This window comes from Pseudomonas sp. ANT_H4 (assembly GCF_008369295.1).
GTDB lineage: Bacteria > Pseudomonadota > Gammaproteobacteria > Pseudomonadales > Pseudomonadaceae > Aquipseudomonas.
The window spans coordinates 32,851-54,443 of sequence record NZ_VOBG01000013.1; the positions used below are offsets into that span (position 1 = coordinate 32,851).

The following is a 21,593-nucleotide window of genomic DNA, read 5'->3' on the forward strand; positions in this document are numbered from 1 at the left end:
GCAAACAGTACACTAAAGACGATAATGCAACAGTGTAACGTACCGCTTGCCGCCAAGAAGCCAAAAGCCAGCTTTTATACAAAATGGAACATTTTTCAGGCCATCTGCACCTGATTGCGCCCTGCGGCCTTGGCCCGGTATAGCGCCTCGTCGGCACGCTTGAGCGCCAAGTCACTGCGTTCTCCAGACTGAAACTGCGCCATGCCGATAGACATCGTGATTGTCACTCGCTCGCCCTTGAAGTGAAACGGACAGGCTTCGATGGCAGCACGCAGGGTTTCACCCAACGCCAACGCCTCGACCACGGTTGAATCAGGCATCAGCAGGACAAACTCCTCACCGCCAAAACGCGCGATAAAGTCAGTTGGCCTCAAGCGCTTGCTCAGCACGCTGGCAATGATTTTCAGCACCTTGTCGCCGGCCAGGTGGCCGTAGCTGTCATTGATGCGTTTGAAGTGATCCAGGTCCAGCATCGCCAGTGACAGACTATTGCCGCACTGATGCCAAGCGTTGACTTCATATTCCAGACGTTCGCTCCAGGCAGCGCGGTTGGGCAATCCGGTAAGCGGATCGATCAAGGCTTTCTGGCGCTGCACCTCAAGGTGCTCACGATAGCCCAAGGCCTCCTGCTCCATGTTGGCGACTCGTTCCGCCAAACCCTGCAATCGCGCGGCGACTTCGTGCTCGCGCTGGTCACGCTGCTGCTGGTGCTGGTCCATAGTGCCCAGCAACCCTTCAAGGTGGCTTTCCAGCACATGCTTGAGGCTGTCCAGGTCAGCAGCTTCCTGGACGCTGCTTTGCAGGCCATCCACCTGCTCGCGAATTTGCGTATCCAGCTCCCGTGCCGCCGTGCGGCTGTCGGCGTGCCCGTCACTGGCGGCCTGCAGGTTGCCCTGAAACGCTTCAAGACGCTCGTTAAGCTGCTTGAGGTAGGTCTCGAACTCGTGCTGACCGCTGTCGGTGATGGCCAGCATCAATACGGCCAAATCATCGAGGATCGGCAACAATTCGTACCAATTCAGTCCATGGGTGAGGCGCTCGCGCATGGCTTCGGCCTGGGGGCGGTAACGTTCAGGCAAGGCCAGGTCTTCCAGCAGGCCCAGCAGGGTATCTTCAATGTGTTTGGCCACTGAGCTGTAGGAAGGCTCAGGGGAGTCCGGCAGGGCGTAAATCACCTCTGGCTGCGGCCCTTCAGGGTCTATCTCGATCGACTCTTCAGCCATTACCGGCGGCAAGGACAGGCTACCGATCACCGTCAGTTCCGGCACGCTGGCCTGGACCTGCAGCGGTGGCGCCATGGCGGCGAGGGTACTCTGCGATGGCAGATCAGTCGCCACATCGACAGGTTGCTGCTGTTCTGAAACTTCGGCGACGTGCACCGGCACATCGATGAGCGGTGCCTGGGGCGCGGCGGCAATGAGTCGGGGAGTTTGCGGCGCATCGCTGGCGACCTTGACCGTGTCTATCATCGGCACACGCGCAGCATCAGGTACCGACTCAACGACCACAGGCGTCGCAACTGCCAGCGGTAGCGGGGCAAAGGCCCGCAACGCCTGTGTCAGTTCAGGCGCCAGGGCCGGCTTGGGCGGGCGGCTTACCTCGGCGGCAGGCTGTGGCTGGGCAGCAGGAGGCCGCGGCAAAGCCACCGTTGCCACCTGCGGCGCCTCTCCTGCGGCCTCTTTCGCGCCAAACAGGCGTTGCAACAGCCCAGGGCGATCGGGTTCGCCATCCACCTCCAGGTTATTCAAGGCTTGGCCTTGAAGGCCACTCAGCTCACTGAGCAGCAGCGGAATCTCCCGAGCCTGGCCAACGCGACTGTCCAACTGCTTGGCGAAGCTCTTCAGCGGGCGGCTCACTTCGCGGGGCAAGGGCAACGCCTGCAATTGAGTCACCAACGCCGTCAATGCCGTACCGATCTGATCAACACGGGTTTCGCGGCGCTGCTCGGAGTCCAGCACCGCTTTTTCCAGGCGCGGCAACAAAGCAGCCAATGCTGCGTCCATGTCGTCGGTGCGAACGACGTCACGCATCTCCTTCATGCACTGGTCAACCGCCCGATCAGTCCCCTCGGCCGCCAACGTGCTGCGCACCAGGCCACGACGCAACAGGTCGAGACGAGCGGCCCAACGGCGTTCGAGCTTTTCTTGTTGCTCGATGTTTAACAGGTACTTTTCTTTCCAGCGCTGGGCGTCGTCGCTCATGCAAGGGGTCCGCGAGGGCCAGGGCTCAACGCGGGCAATGCATCAGCCGTGAGCGAACCCGGCAGACGAATCTCTACCGCGACCGGCAGGTGATCGGAGATGGGTTGCGCCAATACCTGTACGCTTTCGAGTGTCAGGGTAGGGCTCAGCAGGATGTGATCAAGGCAACGTTGCGGGCGCCAACTGGGGAATGTGGCTTCAACTTGCGGAGCCAGCAACCCAAGGTCGCGCAACGGGGAATTCTGTAGCAGGTCACTGGCATGGGTATTCATGTCACCCATCAGCACCTGATGTTTGTAGTCGCCAATCAGCTCACGGATGTAGGCCAATTGCATGGTCCGGGCTCGAGCCCCTAGCGCCAGGTGCATCATCACCACCACCAGCGCCTCCGGCCCTTCGCCGAAACGCACGAGAATCGCACCGCGCCCCTTGGGGCCTGGCAACGGGTGATCCTCGATCGCCCACGGTTTCAAACGGCTGAGCACACCATTACTGTGCTGCCCGAGTTTTCCGAGGTTGCGATTGAGTTGTTGATACCAGTAGGGAAAGGCGCCCAACTGGGCCAGGTGCTCGACCTGATTGACATAGCCGGAGCGCAGGCTGCCGCCGTCGGCCTCCTGCAGGGCTACCAGGTCGAAGTCACCCAATAGATCGCCAATCTTTTGCAGATTGCCGGCACGCCCATTGTGGGGCAGCAAGTGCTGCCAGCCACGGGTCAGGTAATGCCGATATTTCTCGGTACTGATCCCCACCTGGATATTGAAGCTGAGCAGGCGCAGCCGGCTGTCTGCCGGCAGGCCCGTGGATTCCAGATGGTGTTCGTTGACCTGCGGATCATGCAGGCCTACGACGCGTTCGGTACCCCAACGCCGCATGGCGAGCCCCTTACTTGGCTGCGCGCTCTTTGGCGATCAGTTGGTCGGCAATGTTCAGGGTCTGCTCCGGACCACCGGAAGTGCCCAGGTCAAAGCGATATTTGCCGTTGACGATCATAGTTGGAACGCCTTGCACGCCGTACTTTTGCGCAAGCTCCTTGGCTTTGGTGATCTGACCCTTGATGGCAAAGGAGTTAAAGGTCGCAATAAACTTGTCCTTGTCGACACCCTGGGTGGCAACAAAGTTAGCCATATCGTCAACCTTGGTCAGTGGCTTGCGATCTTTCTGGATGGCCTCGAACACTGCGTTGTGGACCTTATGCTCGACACCCATGGCTTCCAGGGTCAGGAACAACTGGCCATGGGCATCCCATGCGCCGCCGAACATGGCTGGAATACGCACGAAGTTCACGTCCGATGGCAGCTTTTCGACCCACGGATTGATGATCGGCTCAAACGAGTAGCAATGCGGGCAGCCATACCAGAACAGCTCCACCACTTCGATCTTACCTGGCACGGAAACCGGCACTGGGTTGCTTAACTCAATATAGGTTTTACCCGCCTCAAGCGGCACATCGGCGGCTTGCGCGGTCATGCCGAAGAGGCTGGCAGTGACGAGAGCGGCGCTGAGGATCAGATTACGCATGCTTTACTCCTGGACAAATAAAGTCGCCTCGCGCGACCTTTATTCAGACAGGTCTACACGGGCATGAGTTCGTTAGTGTAACGGTAGCAGCCACAAAAAAGGGCGGCCTAAGCCACCCTTTTTATGCTCGCATCGATAGATTAATCGAGCGTTAACGTTGCAAGAGATGCATAGCCCCGCAACGTTTAGTCATCCCGGCCTTACTTGTGCAGGCCTTGGATGTAGCTCGATACCGCAGCGATGTCTTCGTCGCTCAGCTTACGGGCGATAGTACGCATGGTTTGAGCATCGCCATCGTTGGCACGGCCGCCGTCTTCCTTGCGGAAATCGGTCAACTGCTTGGCAATGTACGTAGCATGCTGCCCACCCAGATGCGGGAAGCCTGCGGCAGCGTTGCCGGAACCGTCCGGCGAATGGCAGCCGGTGCAGGCTGGCAGGCCTTTTGCCAGATCACCACCACGGAACAAGGCCTCACCGCGTTTTACAATTTTTGGATCGGCCGCACCCACACTGCCTGCCTGACTGGCGTAATAAGCCGCGATATCCGCCAGATCCTGATCACTGAGATTAGTCAGCAAGCCGGTCATTTCCAGGACAGTACGCTTGCCGTCCTTGATGTCGTGCATTTGCTTGGTCAGGTATTTTTCACCCTGGCCTGCGAGCTTCGGAAAATTGGGCGCCGGGCTGTTGCCATCCGGTCCATGGCAAGCACCACATACGGCGGCTTTCGCCTGGCCAGCAGTGGCGTCGCCTGCAGCATGGGCAACACCGGTGATGCCCAAGGTCAACAGCAGACTCACGATCAGTTTGTTCATCAGCTAATCCAACTACGGCTAAGGGTTAAAGAGTTATGGACCGGGTTTACTCGCTCATCCAACGGATGATGGCCTGGTAATCCTCGGTACTGCAGTCCATGCACAAACCACGCGGCGGCATCGCCTTGAAACCCTGGGTCACGTGCTGCACCAGCGTATCCATGCCTTGCGCCAGTCTCGGCGCCCAAGCGGCCTGATCACCCCGTTTGGGGGCGGTCGGCAACTGTCCGGCATGACAGGCCACGCAAGCGCGGTTGTACATGGCTTCCGGATCCTGTGTAGCCTGAGCGCTGTAAAACGGCATCAAGACACCGGCAGCTAGCAGCCATTTCGTCATACGACGACCTTTACAGGGTTTGAGAGCGTTTTGCGTTCTAATGCGCAATATAGGTCTTTCGCTCCCGCGAACTTCATCCTTCGCTTGGACAAAGCACACACAAAATCTGCGGCATTATATACTGGCGCTACTGAAACGGAAACGACACCGCTTGCCGCACCCATTCCCGGCACCGCCCACATCGGAAATCTCATGCAACTCAAGAACCCCATCCTCGGCCTGTGCCAACAGTCCACCTTCATGCTCAGCGCCGCCAAAGTCGACCAATGCCCCGACGACGAGGGCTTTGAAGTCGCCTTCGCGGGCCGTTCCAATGCCGGAAAATCCAGCGCGCTGAACACCTTGACCCATGCCAGCCTGGCCCGCACCTCGAAAACCCCTGGGCGCACACAGCTGCTCAACTTCTTCAAGCTAGACGATGATCGGCGTCTGGTCGACCTGCCGGGCTACGGTTACGCGAAAGTACCTATCCCGCTGAAGCTGCACTGGCAGCGTCACCTGGAAGCCTATCTGGGTGGTCGGGAGAGTTTGAAGGGGCTGATTCTGATGATGGACATCCGTCATCCAATGACCGATTTCGACCTGCTAATGCTCGATTGGGCAGTCGCCAGCGGCATGCCGATGCACATTTTGCTGACCAAGGCCGACAAGCTGACCTATGGCGCAGCAAAAAACACCCTGCTCAAAGTGCAGGCGGACATTCGTAAAGGCTGGGGTGATGCGGTGACGATCCAGCTGTTCTCGGCGCCGAAACGCCTGGGCCTGGAAGACGCCTACACCGTGCTGGCAGGCTGGATGGAGCTGGCGGACAAGGGTTCGGAAGCTGCTGGCGAGTAAAAGCTACAGGCAAAAAAAACCCCGGACTTCGCATGGGGAGGGGAAGTTCGGGGTCCAAGTTCCGGACCGCTAGGGCGGGATCCAGATATCTGCCAACACTTAACACAACATAGGAGCATTGAAGGGCTTCACCACCCATTCAGTAACTCTGAGTGACTTTTCATTGGTTAAGTTCCGGCGCTCCGGGAAACTATTGGAAATAACCGTCGGCTGTTTCCGATCTAAAAAGCTCAAAAGGGCGTGTTTGCGCGACAGCGTGCCGCAGCAAACGCCCTTCGTGGCGACTGATCAATGCGCCTCGTCCCAGTTATTGCCCACCCCGACTTCAACCAACAACGGCACATCCAGCGTCGCTGCGCTGCTCATGTGCAGGCGAATTTCCTCGCGAACCTTGTCCACCAGATCCTCGCGAACCTCCAGCACCAGTTCATCGTGCACTTGCAGGATGACTTTGGCGTCCAAGCCAGACTCAGCCAGCCAGTTATCAACCGCCACCATGGCTTTCTTGATGATGTCAGCGGCCGTGCCCTGCATTGGCGCGTTAATCGCCGTGCGCTCGGCGCCTTTGCGCAAGGCCGCGTTTTTCGCGTTGATTTCCGGCAAGTACAGGCGACGACCGAAAATAGTTTCCACATAACCCTGTTCGGCCGCCTGGGCGCGGGTGCGCTCCATGTACGCCAGCACGCCAGGGTAACGGGCGAAGTAGCGGTCGATATAGGCCTGCGATTGCTTGCGGTCGACGCCGATCTGCTTGGCCAGGCCAAAGGCGCTCATGCCATAGATAAGCCCGAAGTTGATCGCCTTGGCACTACGACGCTGATCAGTGGTAACAGCGTCCAGTTCCACGCCAAACACTTCCGCCGCTGTCGCCTTGTGCACGTCCAGGTCATTGCGGAAGGCGTGCAGCAGCCCTTCGTCCTTGGCCAGGTGAGCCATGATCCGCAGCTCGATTTGCGAGTAGTCCGCCGCCAGTAGCTTGTAGCCCTTGGGCGCGACGAAGGCTTGACGAATTCGTCGGCCTTCGGCAGTGCGGATGGGAATGTTCTGCAAGTTCGGGTCGCTGGAAGACAAGCGTCCGGTAGCCGCCACCGCTTGATGATAAGAGGTGTGAATTCGCCCGGTGCGCGGGTTGATCTGCTCCGGAAGGCGGTCGGTGTAGGTGCTTTTCAGCTTACTCATGGAGCGGTATTGCATCAGCACTTTGGGCAGCAGGAAATCCTGGTCTGCCAACTCGGCGAGCACCGCTTCAGCGGTGGAGGCCTGGCCCTTGGCAGTCTTGCTGAGAACCGGATAGCCGAGCTTCTCGTACAAAATCGCTCCCAGCTGTTTAGGTGAGCCTAGGTTGAACTCCTCACCGGCGATTTCAAAGGCTTCGCGCTCCAGGGCGACCATTTTCTCGCCCAGCTCGACACTTTGAACACCCAGCAACTTGGCATCCACCAGCGCGCCCTGGCGCTCGATACGTGCCAGCACCGGCACCAACGGCATTTCGATGTCCGACAACACGCTTGCCAGACTCGGGATCGCCGCCAGTTGCGCATGCAGGGTCTGATGCAAGCGCAAGGTCACATCGGCATCTTCGGCAGCGTAGGGGCCGGCCTGCTCCAGGGAAATCTGGTCAAAGGTCAACTGTTTGGCACCCTTGCCAGCAATGTCCTGGAAACTGACAGTGCTGTGGCCCAGGTATTTCAGGGCCAGGCTGTCCATATCGTGGCGGGTCGCGGTGGAGTCGAGAACGTAGGACTCCAACATAGTGTCGTAGGCAATGCCCTGCACCGTGATACCGCAACGCTGATCGCCGCCAATGGCGCAGTTAGCCAGAATATTCATGTCGAACTTGGCGTGCTGACCGACCTTGAGCTTGGCCGGGTCTTCCAGAATGGGCTTCAAGGCGCGCAGCACGGTGTCGCGATCCAGCTGATCAGGCACGCCCATATAGGAGTGGGTCAACGGGATGTAGGCCGCTTCATAAGCCTCGACTGCAAAAGACAGGCCTACCAGTTGCGCCTGCTGCGCATCAATACCGGTGGTTTCGGTGTCGAAGGCGAACAACTTGGCGCTGCCGAGCTTCTTCAGCCAGACGTCGAAACGCGCCTGGTCAAGGATGGTTTCGTACTTGATCTCGGTATCGACAACGACTGTGTCAGCTACTGGTGCCATCACGTCCTGACCGGCACGTTTGGCATCGCGCTGAACATCTTCGTACCAGCTCTTGAATTCCAGCAAGGTGTACAACTCAAGCAGCTTCTCGCGATCCGGCTCGATCAGGTGCAAGTCTTCCAGGCCAACATCCAGCGGCACATCGACCTTGATCGTCGCCAACTGGTAGGACAGGAACGCCATCTCCTTATGCTCTTCAAGCTTGGCGGGTAAGGCCTTGGCACCACGAATCGGCAGTGTCGGGACAATATCGAGCTGCTCATAGAGCTCCTTCAAGCCACCGTTGACCCCCACCAGCAAACCGGAAGCCGTCTTGGGGCCAATACCCGGGACGCCTGGAATGTTGTCGGACGAGTCGCCCATCAGCGCCAGGTAGTCGATGATCTGCTCGGGAGCGACACCGAATTTCTCCTTCACGCCCTCAACGTCCATGGCGCTACCAGTCATGGTATTAACCAAGGTAATGTGCCCGTCGACCAACTGCGCCATGTCCTTGTCACCGGTGGAGATCACCACTGGCCGGTCGGCGGCCGCGCTACTGCGAGCCAGGGTGCCGATCACATCGTCCGCTTCTACGCCTTCGACACACAGCAGGGGGAAACCCAGGGCGATCACGCTGGCATGCAGCGGCTCGATCTGCACGCGCATGTCATCGGGCATACTCGGGCGATTGGCCTTGTACTCGGCATACATGTCATCGCGAAATGTCCCGCCCTTGGCGTCGAACACTACCGCGAACGGGCTGTCCGGGTACTGCTTGCGCAGGCTTTTGAGCATGTTCAACACGCCCTTGACCGCACCGGTCGGCAGGCCTTTGGAGGTGGTCAGCGGTGGCAGCGCATGGAAGGCGCGGTACAGGTAAGAAGAACCGTCCACCAGGACGAGGGGGGCTTGGCTCATGAGCAGGATCAACCTTTTCGGCGGGTCAGGCGCTAGAATAGCCAGACCAATGACAACAAAGGGACAAGGTTATCATGCGCGCACTGAATCGCCTGTTGTTGACCGGCTTGATTACAATCGCTCCGATGGCTGCCATCGCGGCCGACACCGCCCCCTCGGGAGACCCGGACGTTACCATCCGCACCGAAGGCGACAAGGAGATTCGGGAGTACCGCCAAAACGGCTTCCTGTATGCGATCAAGGTCACCGTCAAGGGTGCCCCACCCTATTTTCTGGTGCGCGCGGACGGAACCGATGCGAACTTCATCCGCTCGGACCAGCCGGATATGCTGATCCCGTCATGGAAGATCTTCGAATGGAAATGATTTCTTAACTTTAATCGGCGCTGCGCACTGTGGCGCCCGTACTGGCAGTTTTAACCATGTCTGTGTTCACCCCCCTGGCTCGGCCCGAGCTGGAAACCTTTCTCGCCCCTTACGGGCTCGGCCGCCTGCTTGACTTCCAGGGGATTGCCGCTGGTAGCGAAAACACCAACTTCTTCATCAGCCTGGAAAAGGGCGAGTTTGTCCTGACCCTGGTTGAACGCGGCCCCGTCCAGGAAATGCCGTTTTTCATCGAGCTGCTGGACGTGCTCCACAAGGCCGGCCTTCCGGTGCCTTATGCCCTGCGCACCACCGACGGCGTGGCCTTGCGGGAATTGGCCGGCAAACCGGCACTTCTGCAACCACGCCTGGCAGGCAAGCACATCAAGGACGCCAACGCCCAGCACTGCGCGCAAGTGGGTGAACTGCTGGGTCATCTGCACCAAGCAACCCAGGCCAAGGTGCTGGAGCGCAAGACTGATCGCGGGCTGGACTGGATGCTCGACGAAGGTGCACAGCTGATCTCGCACCTCGATGAGGAACAGCGCCGCCTGCTGCAGGACGCACTGGACGAAATCCAGCAGCGCAAGGCGCAGATCCTGGCGCTGCCCCAGGCCAATATCCACGCCGACCTGTTTCGCGACAATGCGATGTTCGAAGGTACGCACCTGACCGGGCTGATCGACTTTTACAACGCCTGCTCGGGGCCGATGCTGTACGACGTGGCAATTGCCCTGAATGACTGGTGCTCGGATGCCGACGGTGTGATTGATGGCCAACGGGCACGGGCGATGCTGGGAGCCTATGCAGGTTTGCGACCGTTTACCGCCAAGGAAGCCGAGTTGTGGCCGACGATGTTGCGAGTGGCTTGCGTACGCTTCTGGCTGTCACGCCTGATCGCCGCCGAGACGTTTGCCGGCCAGGACGTGCTGATTCATGACCCGCGAGAGCTTCAGCAGCACTTGGCGCAACGCCAGCAGGTCAATACACCGCTGCCGTTCGCCCTGTAACAAACCGATTTTGCAGGGGCCTGCCTGGCTCCTACAACAACTCCAGGCACCCCGCTAGATCATTCCCCAACTTCTCCAGCACCTGCTCATAACCCTGAGCGGTAGCCGGCGTGTACCCTCCCAATGCATCCAGCTCTGCCAGCTTCACCGGCAAACCGGCCACCAACGTTTGCGCCAGGCGCGGACGCAATGGCGGCTCGCTGAACACACACGTCTTGCCAACTTCCTGCAAGCGGGTACGCATCGCCGCGACATGCTGTGCGCCGGGCTGCACTTCAGCGGCCACGCTGAACACGCCGGTGTGCTTGAGGCCGTAAGCATCTTCAAAGTAGTCGAACGCTTCATGGAACACGAAGTACGGCTTGCCGGCAACGCCAGACAAGCGCGCCTTCAAACGCACATCCAAGGCATCCAGACGGCCGTCAAAGGCTTGCAGGTTGCTCTGATAACGTTCGGCATTGGCCGGATTGGCAGCGCTGAGGTCCGCCGCCATGCGCGTTGCGATCACCCGGGCATTGATCGGTGATAGCCACAAATGGGCATCAAGGCTGCCAGGGCGATGATCGTGATCATGATCGTCGCCATCTTCGGAGTGGGAGTGGCCATCGTCGGCGAAGTGGCGCAGTTTAAGCCCTGGGAGGTCCTGAATGGCCACGGTCGGCAAGCTGCGACCTTTCAGGACTCGCGGCAGAAAGACTTCCAGGTCGGGACCGATCCAATAAATCAGATCCACCGATTGCACACGCCGTACGTCGGAAGGACGCAGCGCGTAGTTATGAGGCGATGCTCCCGGTGGCAGCAACACCTCTGGGACCGCCACGCCGTCCTGCACAGCGGCCGCAATCAGTTGCAGGGGTTTGATACTGGTAAGCACCCGAACCTCGGCCTGAGCGGTGCCAGTAATGAATAAACTGGTGACGAAAACGACAAAAATGGGAAAAAGTCGGGACACGATAACCACTCAAGGGCGTAGGAACAGGTAACATAATAACGTCTCTCACAAATATCTGTCGCCGCTCATGCCCAAAACACCGCTTGCCAGCCGTCCCCATGACCACTCTCACTGCGTCCACAGCGCGCTGTCAGAGGCCGACGCCCTGTGCGCGCGTCAAGGCCTGCGCCTGACCGCCTTGCGGCGCCGGGTGCTGGAACTGGTCTGGCAAAGCCACAAGCCGCTGGGTGCCTACGACATTCTTGGCGTACTCAGCGAACAGGACGGCCGCCGTGCCGCACCGCCGACGGTCTATCGGGCGCTGGATTTCCTGCTGGAGAACGGCCTTGTGCATCGCATCTCCTCACTGAACGCCTTTGTCGGCTGCAATCACCCGGAACACGCCCACCAGGGCCAGTTCCTGATCTGCCGCGAATGCCACGCTGCCATCGAGCTTGAGCAAAAAATCATCAGCGACGCCATCATCAAAAGCGCCAGTGATGTCGGCTTCAACGTCGAAGGGCAAACCGTCGAAGTGGTCGGCATCTGCTCGGGTTGTCAGGGGGCTTGATGAGCACTGCGCTAATCCGCCTGGAGCAGGTCGGGGTCACGTTCGCCGGGCAAAGCGTGCTGGACAACATCCACTTGAGCGTCGAGCCAGGCCAGATCGTTACGCTGATCGGCCCCAACGGTGCCGGCAAGACCACTCTGGTGCGCGCCGTACTCGGCTTGCTCAAGCCCGACCGTGGCAGCGTCTGGCGCAAACCGAAGCTGCGTGTGGGCTATATGCCGCAAAAGCTGCATGTCGACCCGACCTTGCCGCTATCGGTATTGCGGTTCCTGCGTTTGGTGCCTGGCGTGGACCGCGCCCGTGTCCAATCTGCCCTGAAGGAAGTCGGCGCCGAACAAGTGATCGACAGCCCGGTGCAAAGTATCTCCGGCGGTGAAATGCAACGCGTGCTGCTGGCCCGCGCCCTGTTGCGCGAACCCCAGTTACTGGTACTCGATGAACCTGTGCAGGGCGTCGACGTCGCCGGCCAGGCCGAGCTGTACAGCCTGATCACCCGCCTGCGAGACCGCCATGGCTGCGGCGTGCTGATGGTTTCCCACGATTTGCATCTGGTCATGAGCACTACTGACCAAGTGGTGTGCCTCAATCGTCACGTTTGCTGCTCCGGCCACCCGGAACAAGTCAGCGGCGACCCGGCCTTTGTCGAGCTGTTCGGCAAAAACGCCCAGAGCCTGGCCGTCTACCACCATCGCCACGATCACGCCCATGACCTGAATGGCGCAGTGGTCGACGAAACCCCGGCCCCCCACACCCACGTTCACGGAGATAGCTGCAAGCATGGCTGATTTTCTGCTCTACGCCCTGCTGGCAGGCTTGGCTCTGGCACTGGTGGCGGGCCCGCTGGGCTCGTTTGTGGTCTGGCGACGCATGGCCTATTTTGGCGATACCTTGTCCCACGCCGCTCTGCTGGGCGTGGCCATGGGCTTTTTGCTGGACGTCAGCCCCACCATCGCCGTGACCGTCGGCTGCCTGCTGCTGGCGGTGCTGCTGGTGACTTTGCAACAGCGCCAGCCACTGGCGTCCGACACGCTTTTGGGAATTCTCGCCCCCAGCACCCTAGCGCTGGGGCTGGTGGTACTAAGCTTCATGCATGAAGTACGGATCGACCTGATGGCCTATCTGTTCGGCGACCTGCTGGCGATCAGCCCTACCGACCTGGCCTGGATCCTCGGCGGCAGCGCCGCGGTGCTCATTTTGCTGGTGACCCTGTGGCGCCCATTGCTGGCGATCACTGTCCATGAAGAGCTGGCCACCGTCGAAGGACTGCCCGTCGCAGCGCTACGCATGACCCTGATGTTGCTGATCGCCGTGGTGATTGCTGTCGCGATGAAGATTGTCGGCGTATTGTTGATCACCTCGCTGCTGATCATTCCCGCGGCAGCTGCCCAACGTCATGCCCGCTCTCCGGAGCAAATGGCGGCCGGCGCCAGCGTGCTGGGGATGATTGCCGTGTGTGGTGGTCTGGCGCTGTCCTGGTTCAAGGACACACCGGCCGGGCCATCGATTGTGGTCACGGCAGCCGCGCTGTTTCTGCTGAGTTTTGTCCTGCCCCGTCGAGGGGTGTAGACTTGCTCGCTTTTTGCGCAATTAGAGAGTCGCAGGAATGAAGCCGTTCACCTCCCGTTATCTGCTCCTTGCCGCATTTTCCCTGCTGCTGGGCGCCTGCCAAAACACACCGCCCGTCGCCCCCGAGGTTCCGGATGCGCGGGCTACGGCCATCGCACAGCTGGAACAAAACCTCGCCAGCAGCGAACTGGCTACCGCCGAAGATCAACTTGCCGCGTTGCAGGCCCAATCGCCTAACGATCCGACGCTGGAACCCTATCAGCGTCAATTGGCCGAAGCCTACTTGCAGCGCAGCCAGATCGTCCTGCAAAAAGGTGATGTCAACGCCGCAGCCACGGCCCTGAGCCGCGCCCGGGCGTTGATGCCCAAGGCACCGGCGCTGACCGGTGGCGTCAACAGCGCCATCGCCCACGCCCGTAAAGCGGAACTGGATAAAGCCGAAGCCGCGCTGAAGGCTGCCGAAGCCAAGCCACCGGCCAAGGTCATCGACCCGGCCGCTGAAAGCACTACCGTGGCACTGAACCTCACCGACATTGAGAAATTGCGCCATCAACTGGATGCGATTGCCACCGATGTGGTGAATTACCAGTGCGACGTCAGCATCCAGGCGCCGCGCACCGAGGATTACCCGTGGCTGGCCACCTTGCTGACCAAACGGGTGAAACGGATTGACTCGGGGTATGACCTGAAGATTCACCGGCAAATTCTGAAAAATATCCCAGCTCAGGTTGTGCTGATTCCGCGCAAGCCGGACTGACGCCAATCACTGTAGGAGCGAGCTTGCTCGCTCCTACAGTTTTAATCGCAGTTTAGGCCGGAATAGCCTTGGCCTTAGGCTCCCGATCCCAAACCCGATGTTGGGCAATCGCCGCAAAAAACGCCTTCAACGCCTTGGCATCCCCGCCGACAATCAACCCCGCATCCACCTCCAGCTTCAACACATCCAACAATTGCTTCGCCTCGCCGGCCAACGCAATCGCCTTCAAATGCTTGTACGCCTCCAGCAGGTAATGCAGAGCCACGCCATCGCCGCTCAACGCCTGCACCGACTTCGCTCCGCCCGGCACAAACACGGCATCGAACGCCACAGACGGCGAGCCTTCCATCGACGCATCCACCGGCAGGCTCTTGCCATCGGCGGTGGTCACCGGTGCCGACGTCGGCCCCAGTAGCTTGGCGTGTGCACCTTGCGCCATCAGCGCCTTCTTCAACGCATCAATTGCTGCGCCATCAACTCCGTTGGCCGCCAGAATCGCCACTTTGCGGGTCTTGATATCACCCGAAAGCAAGTTGGCCTGGCTCAACGCCGGCGAACGCTCAGGAGCCGTCTTGCGCTCAGGCAGCGTGCCTTTTTTCGGCACTGGCAAGCCGAGGTTCTGCGCAACACGCTTGGCCAGTTCCAGGTCAATATTGGCCAGGATCTCGTTGACCTGACGGGCACGGATAAACTCGCGCTCCACTTTGCCCAACTCAAAGCTGTAGGCGGCAATGATGTGTTCCTGCTCGGGCTTGCTCATGCTGCGGAAAAACAACCGGGCCTGGGAGAAGTGATCGCTGAACGATTCACTGCGCTCGCGGATCTTGTGGGCATCGACGCGTTCTGGATAGGTTTCAAACCCGCCGTCTTGCGCAGCCGGCGGGGTTTCCTTCGGCCACCCGCCATCAATCGAGTTCGGCTCGTAGGAGGCGCGCCCCTTGTCGATGGTGGTGCGGTGCATGGCATCGCGCTGGCCGTTATGGAACGGCGATACCGGGCGATTGATCGGCAACTCATGAAAGTTCGGCCCGCCCAGTCGGCTGATCTGCGTGTCGGTATAGGAAAACAGCCGGCCTTGCAGCAGCGGATCGTTGGAGAAGTCGATGCCCGGTACGATATGCCCAGGGCAGAACGCCACTTGCTCGACTTCGGCAAAGAAATTGTCCGGGTTGCGGTTAAGCACCATCTTGCCCAGCGGCGTGATCGGCACCAGTTCTTCAGGAATCAGCTTGGTTGGGTCGAGAATATCGAAGTCGAACGTGTGCTCGTCTTCCTCGGCGAGGATCTGCACGCCCAACTCCCATTCCGGGTAGTCGCCGCCCTCGATGGACTCCCACAGGTCGCGACGATGGTAGTCGGCATCTTTACCTGCAAGCTTTTGCGCCTCATCCCACACCAGCGAGCAGGTGCCAACGGTCGGCCGCCAGTGGAATTTGACGAAGCTGGACTTACCTTCAGCGTTGATCAAACGAAAGGTGTGAACGCCAAAACCTTGCATGCTTCGTAGGTTTTTTGGAATCGCCCGGTCAGACATCGCCCAAATCACCATATGGGCCGATTCCGGCTGCAGCGAAACAAAGTCCCAAAAGGTATCGTGGGCCGAACCGCCGGTAGGCATCTCGTTATGCGGCTCAGGCTTTACCGCATGGACGAAGTCGGGAAACTTGATCGCGTCCTGAATAAAAAACACCGGCATATTGTTGCCCACCAGATCGAAGTTGCCTTCTTCGGTAAAGAATTTCACCGCAAAACCGCGCACGTCACGCACGGTATCACCAGAGCCCCGAGGGCCCTGCACAGTGGAAAAGCGGGTGAAGACCGGGGTTTTATGGCCAGGGTCTCGCAGAAAACCAGCCTTGGTCAGCGCCGAATGGTTTTCATAGGTCTGGAAATAACCATGAGCACCGGTGCCACGGGCATGAACAATGCGCTCCGGGATGCGCTCATGGTCAAAGTGCGTGATTTTTTCACGCATGATGAAGTCTTCCAACAGCGAAGGGCCTCGGGAGCCGACCTTCAAGCTGTTCTGGTTGTCGGAGACTTTTACACCTTGATTGGTACGCAGCGCCTGGCCCGTTGCGTCGGAGCGGAATTTTTCCAGGCTGCGCAGCTTCTCATTGGTGTTGCCACGGTCCAGGGTGTCGGTACCCGCCAGTTCGCTCTTGGGCGGGGTCACTGGTTTTTTAGTGCTCATCAGACAAAAACTCCTCGTTTGCGTAGGCCAGAGCGATCCCCGGCTCTTTTTGAGCAAAACCCCAGGCACGGCACCTGGGTATTTCGAGTTGCTTAAGTAGTGACTGACACTGTTTTGGACCGTTCCTTTTTTATGACCTTTGATCGTGTTATTGCCAAATCGCTGGTCGGATGCGAAATAAATGCTAAGAGCCTCTATACGGACAGGCTAAAATGCGCGCCCGGCTAACCGCTGATCCCTTTTTAATGCGCCCCACAAGGTTCGCTACGTGATCGAGTTTCATAACGTCCACAAAACCTACCGGGTCGCCGGTAAGGATATCCCCGCGCTGCACCCCACCAGCCTGCGGGTCGAGAATGGCCAGGTGTTCGGCCTGATTGGTCACTCTGGCGCGGGAAAAAGCACGCTGCTGCGCCTGATCAATCGCCTGGAAGAGCCAAGTGGTGGCCAGATCAAGGTAGATGACGAAGAAGTCACCGCCTTGGATGCCAACGGTTTGCGCCGTTTCCGGCAGCAGGTCGGGATGATCTTCCAGCACTTCAACCTGCTGGCCTCCAAGACTGTCGCCGACAACGTGGCGTTGCCACTGATCCTGGCGGGCGAATTGTCGCGCCGCGAGATCAACCAGCGTGTTGCTCAATTGCTGGAGCGTGTCGGCCTGTCGGACCACGCCAAGAAGTACCCGGCCCAGTTGTCCGGCGGCCAGAAGCAACGCGTCGGCATCGCCCGCGCCCTGGCCACCAAGCCGAAAATCCTGCTGTGCGATGAGGCCACCAGCGCCCTCGACCCGCAGACCACCGCCTCAGTCCTGCAATTGCTGGCCGAGATCAACCGCGAGTTGAAGCTGACCATCGTGCTGATCACCCATGAAATGGACGTGATCCGTCGGGTTTGCGATCAGGTGGCTGTGATGGACGCCGGCGTCATCGTCGAGCAAGGCTCCGTGGCTGACGTATTCCTGCACCCCAAGCACCCGACCACCAAACGCTTCGTGCAAGAGTCCGAACAGGTCAACGAAGGCGAGCAGCGTGATGACTTCGCCCACGTTCCTGGCCGCATCGTGCGCCTGACGTTCCAGGGCGAAGCAACCTACGCGCCGCTGCTCGGTACTGTCGCTCGCGAAACGGGCGTGGACTACAGCATCCTCGCCGGCCGTATCGACCACATCAAAGACACTCCCTATGGGCAACTGACCCTGGCCATCACCGGCGGCGACATGGATGCAGCGTTCACCCGCTTCACCGCGGCCGATGTCCACATGGAGATCCTGCGTTAATGGACGATTTACTGCATTACTTCGACCAGGTTGACTGGACGGACATCTGGGTCGCCACCGGCGACACCATGCTCATGCTCAGTACCTCCCTGCTCTTCACCGTGCTGGTAGGCCTGCCGCTGGGCATTCTGCTGTTCCTGTGCAGCCCACGACAATTGCTGGAGCAGAAAACTACCTACTCGGTACTGGCCTTCGTGGTTAACGCGATACGCTCCCTGCCATTTATCATCCTGTTGATTGTGATGATTCCCACCACCGTCTTCCTTACGGGCACCTCCCTGGGCGTGGCCGGCGCGATTCCACCGCTGGTGGTCGGCGCGTCGACGTTCTTCGCCCGGCTGGTGGAAACCGCCCTGCGCGAAGTGGATCGAGGCATCATTGAGGCGACGCAGGCCATGGGCGCGACTACCCGGCAGATCATCATGAACGCCCTGCTACCCGAGGCGCGTCCCGGCATCATCGCGGCCATCACCGTCACAGCCATCGCGTTGGTGGGTTATACCGCCATGGCGGGCGTGGTGGGTGCCGGCGGCCTGGGCGACCTGGCAATCCGCTATGGTTATCAGCGCTTTCAGGACGACGTAATGGTTGTCACCGTGGTGATGCTGATCGTGCTGGTGCAAATTCTACAAACCATCGGCGACAAGCTGGTGACGCACTTTTCTCGAAAATAACGGCCATTCCCGGCCAAAAGTTGGCCAATGTCCGAATAAGGAGCTTGCTGGATGAAAAAACTACTGGTTGCTTTTGCCGCCGTTGCCGCGTTTTCCGCCCACGCCGCCGAGACCCTGACAGTCGCCGCGACGCCGGTGCCTCACGCCGAAATCCTCGAATTCATCAAGCCAGCACTGGCCAAGGAAGGCGTTGATCTGAAGGTCAAAGTCTTCACCGACTACGTTCAGCCGAACGTGCAAGTGGCCGAAAAACGCCTGGACGCCAACTTCTTTCAGCACCAGCCGTACCTGAATGAGTTCAACAAGGCCAAGGGCACAAACCTGGTGAGCGTTGCCGGTGTGCACCTGGAGCCATTGGGCGTCTACTCCAGCAAATACAAGTCCCTGGCCGAGCTGCCAGACGGCGCCAATGTGGTGATCCCCAACGACGCCACCAACGGCGGCCGTGCGCTGTTGCTGCTGGAGAAAGCCGGCCTGATCAAATTGAAGGACTCGACCAACATCCTGTCGACCATCAAGGACATCACCGAAAATTCGAAAGGCCTGAAATTCCGCGAACTGGAGGCCGCCACCATCCCGCGCGTGCTGACCCAGGTCGACCTGGCACTGATCAACACCAACTACGCCCTGGAAGCCAAGCTGGACCCGTCCAAGGACGCCCTGGTGATCGAAGGTAGCGACTCGCCTTACGTCAACATCCTGGTAGCGCGCCCGGACGACAAGGACTCGGACGCCATGAAGAAGCTGGTCGCAGCCCTGCACAGCCCAGAAGTGAAAGCGTTCATTCTTGAGAAGTACAAAGGCGCAGTATTGCCAGCGTTCTGATCCAAAGCTGAAACAACAAAAACCCCATCCTACTTACGTCGGATGGGGTTTTGTTTATTTACGCTGCAACAAACCTGGCAACTGCGCCACCAGCTTCTGGTTGTTCAGCGGCGCCCGGATAAAGCCACGCTGAGTACCGTCCGGGCCGACTAGCGCCAGGTTGCCACTGTGGTCGACGGTGTAGTTGGGCTTGCTGGTATCAGCAGGAATAAACGGGATGCTCACGGCGTTGGACACTTTCTGCACATCGTCCACATTGGCGCCCGTCAGACCCAGGAACTGCGGGTCGAAGTAACCCAGGTACTGCTTGAGCTGCGCCGGAGTGTCGCGATGGGGATCGATGCTGACCAAGACAATCTGCAGCTTATCCACCACATCCTTGGGCAGCTCACTCTTGATCTGCCGCAACTGGGCGAGGGTGGTGGGGCAGATGTCCGGGCAGAAGGTGTAGCCGAAGAACAGCAGGCTCCACTTGTCCTTCAACTCGTTGATCACCACCGGCTGGCCGTCTTGGTTGGTCATGGTCACGGGCGGCAATTGACGACTTTGCGGCAACAGGATAATCCCTGCGTCGATCAACGCCGTCGGATCGCCCTGGCCCTTGCCAGACAGTACTTTGTTAACGGTCAGGCCCATGATCAACGCCACCAGGGCCACCAGAATAAAGACAGTTTTTTGAGTTCGAGTCATAGGTTCAACAATAAGTAGTGGTCTACGAGCAGGGCGATAAACAGTAAAAACAGGTACCAGATAGAGTACTTGAAGGTGTTGATCGCCGCGTGCGGCCGACTACCACGGTACAGCACCCAGGCCCACTGCAGAAAGCGACCGCCCAGAACCAGTGCACATCCCAGGTACAGCAACCCACTCATGTGGATGACATAGGGCATCAGGCTGACCGCCAACAGCGCGAAGGTGTACAGCAGGATATGCACCTTGGTGTAGTGCTCGCCGTGAGTCACCGGCAGCATCGGGATATCGGCCTTGGCGTATTCCTCCTTGCGATGAATCGCCAGGGCCCAGAAGTGCGGCGGAGTCCAGGCGAAGATGATCAGCACCAGCAGCAACGGTTCGGCGCTGACGTGGCCGGTGACCGCCACCCAACCCAACAGCGGCGGCGCGGCGCCAGCGAGGCCGCCGATGACGATATTCTGCGGCGTCGCCCGCTTGAGAAAGCCGGTGTAGATCACCGCATAACCCAGCAGCGAGGCCAACGTCAGCCAGGCCGCCAGCGGATTGGTAAATGCCAGCAGCAGCGCAAGCCCACCCACCGCCAGTGCCATGGCGAAGGTCAGGGCAGCGGCCGGTGATACCCGACCTTCGGCCAGCGGACGCTTGTGAGTACGCGCCATCACCGCATCAATGCGCCGGTCCACCACATGATTGACCGCGGCCGCACCGCCGGCACACAGGGCGATCCCCAGATTGCCAAAGATCAGTACCGTCCACGGCACGCCGGCGCGAGTGGCGAGGAACATGCCCACCAGCGAGGTGATGAGCATTAGCACCACCACCTTGGGCTTGGTCAGCTCCAGGTAATCACGCCAGATCGCCTGACTGTGGCGCTCGCCGATCAAGGTCGCCATGGCATCTCTCCTTTAATAGTTATGAGGCCCGAAACCTGTCGACGCGGGCTGAAGCGCCAGCCCCACGGCAGTTGATGCCTGACCCGGACCAGACTGGTTCGTGCGTGATAATTGACCAATACCAGCGTCAGCAATAAAGCTGCGCCGCCGGCGTTATGAGCGACTGCCACCGGCAGCGGCAAGTGGAAATAGACGTTGCTCAGGCCAAGGCTGATCTGTGCCGTCAACGCCACCAGCAGCAGACCAGCCAAGCGCGTCATGCCGACCGCCCTGAGCTGCCAGGCCAGACCCAGCAACACGACCGCGACTATCACGGCGCCAATCCGGTGAGTCAGGTGAATCGCGGTGCGCGCATCACTGTCCAGTTGCCCTCCCAGGTAATTGGGGCCGATGTGCTGGGTCAGGTGAAAGCCATTGGCGAAATCAGCGGCCGGCCACCACTCCCCATGACAGGTGGGCAGGTCGATACAAGCCACCGCCGCATAGTTGGAGCTGACCCAACCGCCCAGGGCAATCTGACCGATCACCAGAACCAACCCGGCGGTGGCCCAATATTGCAGGCGCCTGGGCACAATCAGCGCCGGCAACACACCAGACAATCGCAAGGTCAGCAAAAACAGCAGGCTTAAGGTCGCAAATCCACCCAACAGGTGCCCGGTGACCACTTGCGGCCAAAGCTTGAGGGTCACCGTCCACATGCCAAACGCCGCCTGGGCGATCACCACCGCCAGCAGAAACAACGGCAACTTCAATGGCTGCCCCGGATGACGCCGATGGGTCCAGGCGCGCGCGGCCAGCAGGGCGATCAACAACCCCAGCGTGCCGGCAAAGTAGCGGTGGAGCATCTCGTTCCAGCCCTTGTCGGCCTCCACTGGAGCGTCCGGAAAATGCAGCTCGGCATGAGCCAGTTGGGCTTCGCTGTTCGGCACGCTGATAAAGCCGTAGCAGCCCGGCCAATCCGGGCAACCAAGGCCGGCATGGGTCAGCCGGGTATAGGCACCCAGCAGCACCACAATCAGTGCGAGCAAGGTGGCAAACAACGCGAGGCGAAATCCAGGTTTGGCCATGAC

The 21,593-nt window shown here is 59.6% G+C and carries 21 protein-coding genes; 10 read left to right on the forward strand and 11 right to left on the reverse strand.

Annotation, left to right across the window (positions count from 1 at the left end; genetic code table 11):
- Nucleotides 1–95: 95 nt before the first annotated feature.
- The 5 genes from FQ182_RS17505 to FQ182_RS17525 form a co-directional block, all read right to left on the reverse strand.
- Nucleotides 96–2,201: a GGDEF domain-containing protein gene (locus tag FQ182_RS17505; RefSeq protein ID WP_149412750.1), complete on the reverse strand. Its 2,106-nt coding sequence runs from the start codon at nt 2,199–2,201 to the stop codon at nt 96–98.
- The gene (locus FQ182_RS17510) at nt 2,198–3,076 is read right to left on the reverse strand and encodes an endonuclease/exonuclease/phosphatase family protein (protein ID WP_149412751.1); all 879 of its coding nucleotides are present in this window, start codon (nt 3,074–3,076) and stop codon (nt 2,198–2,200) included. The genes FQ182_RS17505 and FQ182_RS17510 overlap by 4 nt, the downstream gene beginning before the upstream one ends.
- Before the next feature lie 10 nt (nt 3,077–3,086).
- Nucleotides 3,087–3,722 carry a thiol:disulfide interchange protein DsbA/DsbL gene (locus tag FQ182_RS17515; protein ID WP_149412752.1) on the reverse strand — a complete coding sequence of 212 codons (636 nt, stop codon included), beginning with the start codon at nt 3,720–3,722 and terminating at the stop codon, nt 3,087–3,089.
- 200 nt (nt 3,723–3,922) lie between these two features.
- Nucleotides 3,923–4,537, reverse strand: a complete 615-nt coding sequence (locus FQ182_RS17520) for a cytochrome c4 (protein ID WP_149412753.1) — start codon at nt 4,535–4,537, stop codon at nt 3,923–3,925.
- A 46-nt stretch (nt 4,538–4,583) separates the two neighbouring features.
- Complete coding sequence (locus FQ182_RS17525; protein WP_133100558.1) at nt 4,584–4,874, reverse strand: cytochrome c5 family protein; 291 nt, start codon at nt 4,872–4,874, stop codon at nt 4,584–4,586.
- 192 nt (nt 4,875–5,066) lie between these two features.
- Between FQ182_RS17525 and yihA the strand changes: the two genes are divergently transcribed.
- Nucleotides 5,067–5,711: a ribosome biogenesis GTP-binding protein YihA/YsxC gene (gene yihA, locus FQ182_RS17530; RefSeq protein ID WP_149412754.1), complete on the forward strand. Its 645-nt coding sequence runs from the start codon at nt 5,067–5,069 to the stop codon at nt 5,709–5,711.
- A gap of 288 nt (nt 5,712–5,999) precedes the next feature.
- Here the strand turns inward: yihA and polA are convergent, their stop codons facing one another.
- Nucleotides 6,000–8,771: a DNA polymerase I gene (polA, locus tag FQ182_RS17535; RefSeq protein ID WP_149412755.1), complete on the reverse strand. Its 2,772-nt coding sequence runs from the start codon at nt 8,769–8,771 to the stop codon at nt 6,000–6,002.
- Nucleotides 8,772–8,845: 74 nt separating this feature from the next.
- Between polA and FQ182_RS17540 the strand changes: the two genes are divergently transcribed.
- Together FQ182_RS17540 and FQ182_RS17545 are read left to right on the forward strand one after the other, a co-directional pair.
- Nucleotides 8,846–9,136 (forward strand): DUF2782 domain-containing protein, encoded by a 291-nt coding sequence (locus FQ182_RS17540; RefSeq protein ID WP_149412756.1) that lies wholly within the window; start codon nt 8,846–8,848, stop codon nt 9,134–9,136.
- Between the two features lie 56 nt (nt 9,137–9,192).
- Nucleotides 9,193–10,143 carry a homoserine kinase gene (locus tag FQ182_RS17545; RefSeq protein ID WP_149412757.1) on the forward strand — a complete coding sequence of 317 codons (951 nt, stop codon included), beginning with the start codon at nt 9,193–9,195 and terminating at the stop codon, nt 10,141–10,143.
- Between the two features lie 31 nt (nt 10,144–10,174).
- On the opposite strand, the gene FQ182_RS17550 is transcribed toward FQ182_RS17545, so the two are convergent.
- Nucleotides 10,175–11,104 (reverse strand): zinc ABC transporter substrate-binding protein, encoded by a 930-nt coding sequence (locus FQ182_RS17550; RefSeq protein ID WP_149412758.1) that lies wholly within the window; start codon nt 11,102–11,104, stop codon nt 10,175–10,177.
- Between the two features lie 58 nt (nt 11,105–11,162).
- Here FQ182_RS17550 and zur point away from each other — a divergent pair, with 58 nt between their 5' ends.
- The 4 genes from zur to FQ182_RS17570 are packed head-to-tail and all read left to right on the forward strand — an operon-like array spanning nt 11,163 to nt 13,968.
- The gene (gene zur / locus FQ182_RS17555; RefSeq protein WP_149412759.1) at nt 11,163–11,645 is read left to right on the forward strand and encodes a zinc uptake transcriptional repressor Zur; all 483 of its coding nucleotides are present in this window, start codon (nt 11,163–11,165) and stop codon (nt 11,643–11,645) included.
- Nucleotides 11,645–12,430: a zinc ABC transporter ATP-binding protein ZnuC gene (gene znuC, locus FQ182_RS17560; protein WP_149412760.1), complete on the forward strand. Its 786-nt coding sequence runs from the start codon at nt 11,645–11,647 to the stop codon at nt 12,428–12,430. The genes zur and znuC overlap by 1 nt, the downstream gene beginning before the upstream one ends.
- Nucleotides 12,423–13,211, forward strand: a complete 789-nt coding sequence (znuB, locus tag FQ182_RS17565) for a zinc ABC transporter permease subunit ZnuB (protein WP_149412761.1) — start codon at nt 12,423–12,425, stop codon at nt 13,209–13,211. Before znuC ends, znuB begins: the two co-directional genes overlap by 8 nt.
- 37 nt (nt 13,212–13,248) lie before the next feature.
- Entirely contained in the window at nt 13,249–13,968 is a 720-nt protein-coding gene (locus FQ182_RS17570; RefSeq protein WP_149412762.1) for a PA5502 family lipoprotein, read from the forward strand.
- A gap of 52 nt (nt 13,969–14,020) precedes the next feature.
- On the opposite strand, the gene katE is transcribed toward FQ182_RS17570, so the two are convergent.
- Nucleotides 14,021–16,162, reverse strand: coding sequence for a catalase HPII (katE, locus tag FQ182_RS17575; RefSeq protein WP_149412763.1), 2,142 nt, complete (start codon nt 16,160–16,162; stop codon nt 14,021–14,023).
- 268 nt (nt 16,163–16,430) lie between these two features.
- Here katE and FQ182_RS17580 point away from each other — a divergent pair, with 268 nt between their 5' ends.
- Genes FQ182_RS17580 through FQ182_RS17590 form a run of 3 tightly spaced genes read left to right on the forward strand, consistent with a single transcriptional unit; the run spans nt 16,431 to nt 18,937 of the window.
- On the forward strand, nt 16,431–17,438 hold the full coding sequence (locus FQ182_RS17580) for a methionine ABC transporter ATP-binding protein (RefSeq protein WP_149412764.1): 1,008 nt from the start codon (nt 16,431–16,433) through the stop codon (nt 17,436–17,438).
- Entirely contained in the window at nt 17,438–18,112 is a 675-nt protein-coding gene (locus FQ182_RS17585) for a methionine ABC transporter permease (protein WP_149412765.1), read from the forward strand. The genes FQ182_RS17580 and FQ182_RS17585 overlap by 1 nt, the downstream gene beginning before the upstream one ends.
- 51 nt (nt 18,113–18,163) lie before the next feature.
- Nucleotides 18,164–18,937, forward strand: coding sequence for a MetQ/NlpA family ABC transporter substrate-binding protein (locus FQ182_RS17590; protein WP_149412766.1), 774 nt, complete (start codon nt 18,164–18,166; stop codon nt 18,935–18,937).
- Between the two features lie 54 nt (nt 18,938–18,991).
- Here FQ182_RS17590 and FQ182_RS17595 read toward each other — a convergent pair whose 3' ends face one another.
- The 3 genes from FQ182_RS17595 to FQ182_RS17605 are packed head-to-tail and all read right to left on the reverse strand — an operon-like array spanning nt 18,992 to nt 21,590.
- On the reverse strand, nt 18,992–19,627 hold the full coding sequence (locus tag FQ182_RS17595) for an SCO family protein (protein ID WP_149412767.1): 636 nt from the start codon (nt 19,625–19,627) through the stop codon (nt 18,992–18,994).
- Nucleotides 19,624–20,523, reverse strand: a complete 900-nt coding sequence (gene cyoE, locus FQ182_RS17600) for a heme o synthase (RefSeq protein WP_133100573.1) — start codon at nt 20,521–20,523, stop codon at nt 19,624–19,626. The genes FQ182_RS17595 and cyoE overlap by 4 nt, the downstream gene beginning before the upstream one ends.
- Nucleotides 20,511–21,590, reverse strand: a complete 1,080-nt coding sequence (locus tag FQ182_RS17605; RefSeq protein WP_149412768.1) for a heme A synthase — start codon at nt 21,588–21,590, stop codon at nt 20,511–20,513. The genes cyoE and FQ182_RS17605 overlap by 13 nt, the downstream gene beginning before the upstream one ends.
- Between the last annotated feature and the right edge of the window lie 3 nt (nt 21,591–21,593).

Excerpts from the sequence above, each read along its gene's own strand:
- polA (WP_149412755.1), bottom strand. The coding sequence starts at position 8,771 with ATGAGCCAAGCCCCCCTCGTCCTGGTGGACGGTTCTTCTTACCTGTAC.
- FQ182_RS17585 (WP_149412765.1), top strand. The coding sequence starts at position 17,438 with ATGGACGATTTACTGCATTACTTCGACCAGGTTGACTGGACGGACATC.
- FQ182_RS17515 (WP_149412752.1), bottom strand. The coding sequence starts at position 3,722 with ATGCGTAATCTGATCCTCAGCGCCGCTCTCGTCACTGCCAGCCTCTTC.
- znuC (WP_149412760.1), top strand. The coding sequence starts at position 11,645 with ATGAGCACTGCGCTAATCCGCCTGGAGCAGGTCGGGGTCACGTTCGCC.
- FQ182_RS17605 (WP_149412768.1), bottom strand. The coding sequence starts at position 21,590 with ATGGCCAAACCTGGATTTCGCCTCGCGTTGTTTGCCACCTTGCTCGCA.
- FQ182_RS17505 (WP_149412750.1), bottom strand. The coding sequence starts at position 2,201 with ATGAGCGACGACGCCCAGCGCTGGAAAGAAAAGTACCTGTTAAACATC.
- FQ182_RS17545 (WP_149412757.1), top strand. The coding sequence starts at position 9,193 with ATGTCTGTGTTCACCCCCCTGGCTCGGCCCGAGCTGGAAACCTTTCTC.
- FQ182_RS17525 (WP_133100558.1), bottom strand. The coding sequence starts at position 4,874 with ATGACGAAATGGCTGCTAGCTGCCGGTGTCTTGATGCCGTTTTACAGC.
- znuB (WP_149412761.1), top strand. The coding sequence starts at position 12,423 with ATGGCTGATTTTCTGCTCTACGCCCTGCTGGCAGGCTTGGCTCTGGCA.
- FQ182_RS17540 (WP_149412756.1), top strand. The coding sequence starts at position 8,846 with ATGCGCGCACTGAATCGCCTGTTGTTGACCGGCTTGATTACAATCGCT.
- yihA (WP_149412754.1), top strand. The coding sequence starts at position 5,067 with ATGCAACTCAAGAACCCCATCCTCGGCCTGTGCCAACAGTCCACCTTC.
- zur (WP_149412759.1), top strand. The coding sequence starts at position 11,163 with ATGCCCAAAACACCGCTTGCCAGCCGTCCCCATGACCACTCTCACTGC.
- FQ182_RS17570 (WP_149412762.1), top strand. The coding sequence starts at position 13,249 with ATGAAGCCGTTCACCTCCCGTTATCTGCTCCTTGCCGCATTTTCCCTG.
- cyoE (WP_133100573.1), bottom strand. The coding sequence starts at position 20,523 with ATGGCGACCTTGATCGGCGAGCGCCACAGTCAGGCGATCTGGCGTGAT.
- FQ182_RS17590 (WP_149412766.1), top strand. The coding sequence starts at position 18,164 with ATGAAAAAACTACTGGTTGCTTTTGCCGCCGTTGCCGCGTTTTCCGCC.
- FQ182_RS17595 (WP_149412767.1), bottom strand. The coding sequence starts at position 19,627 with ATGACTCGAACTCAAAAAACTGTCTTTATTCTGGTGGCCCTGGTGGCG.
- FQ182_RS17510 (WP_149412751.1), bottom strand. The coding sequence starts at position 3,076 with ATGCGGCGTTGGGGTACCGAACGCGTCGTAGGCCTGCATGATCCGCAG.
- FQ182_RS17520 (WP_149412753.1), bottom strand. The coding sequence starts at position 4,537 with ATGAACAAACTGATCGTGAGTCTGCTGTTGACCTTGGGCATCACCGGT.
- katE (WP_149412763.1), bottom strand. The coding sequence starts at position 16,162 with ATGAGCACTAAAAAACCAGTGACCCCGCCCAAGAGCGAACTGGCGGGT.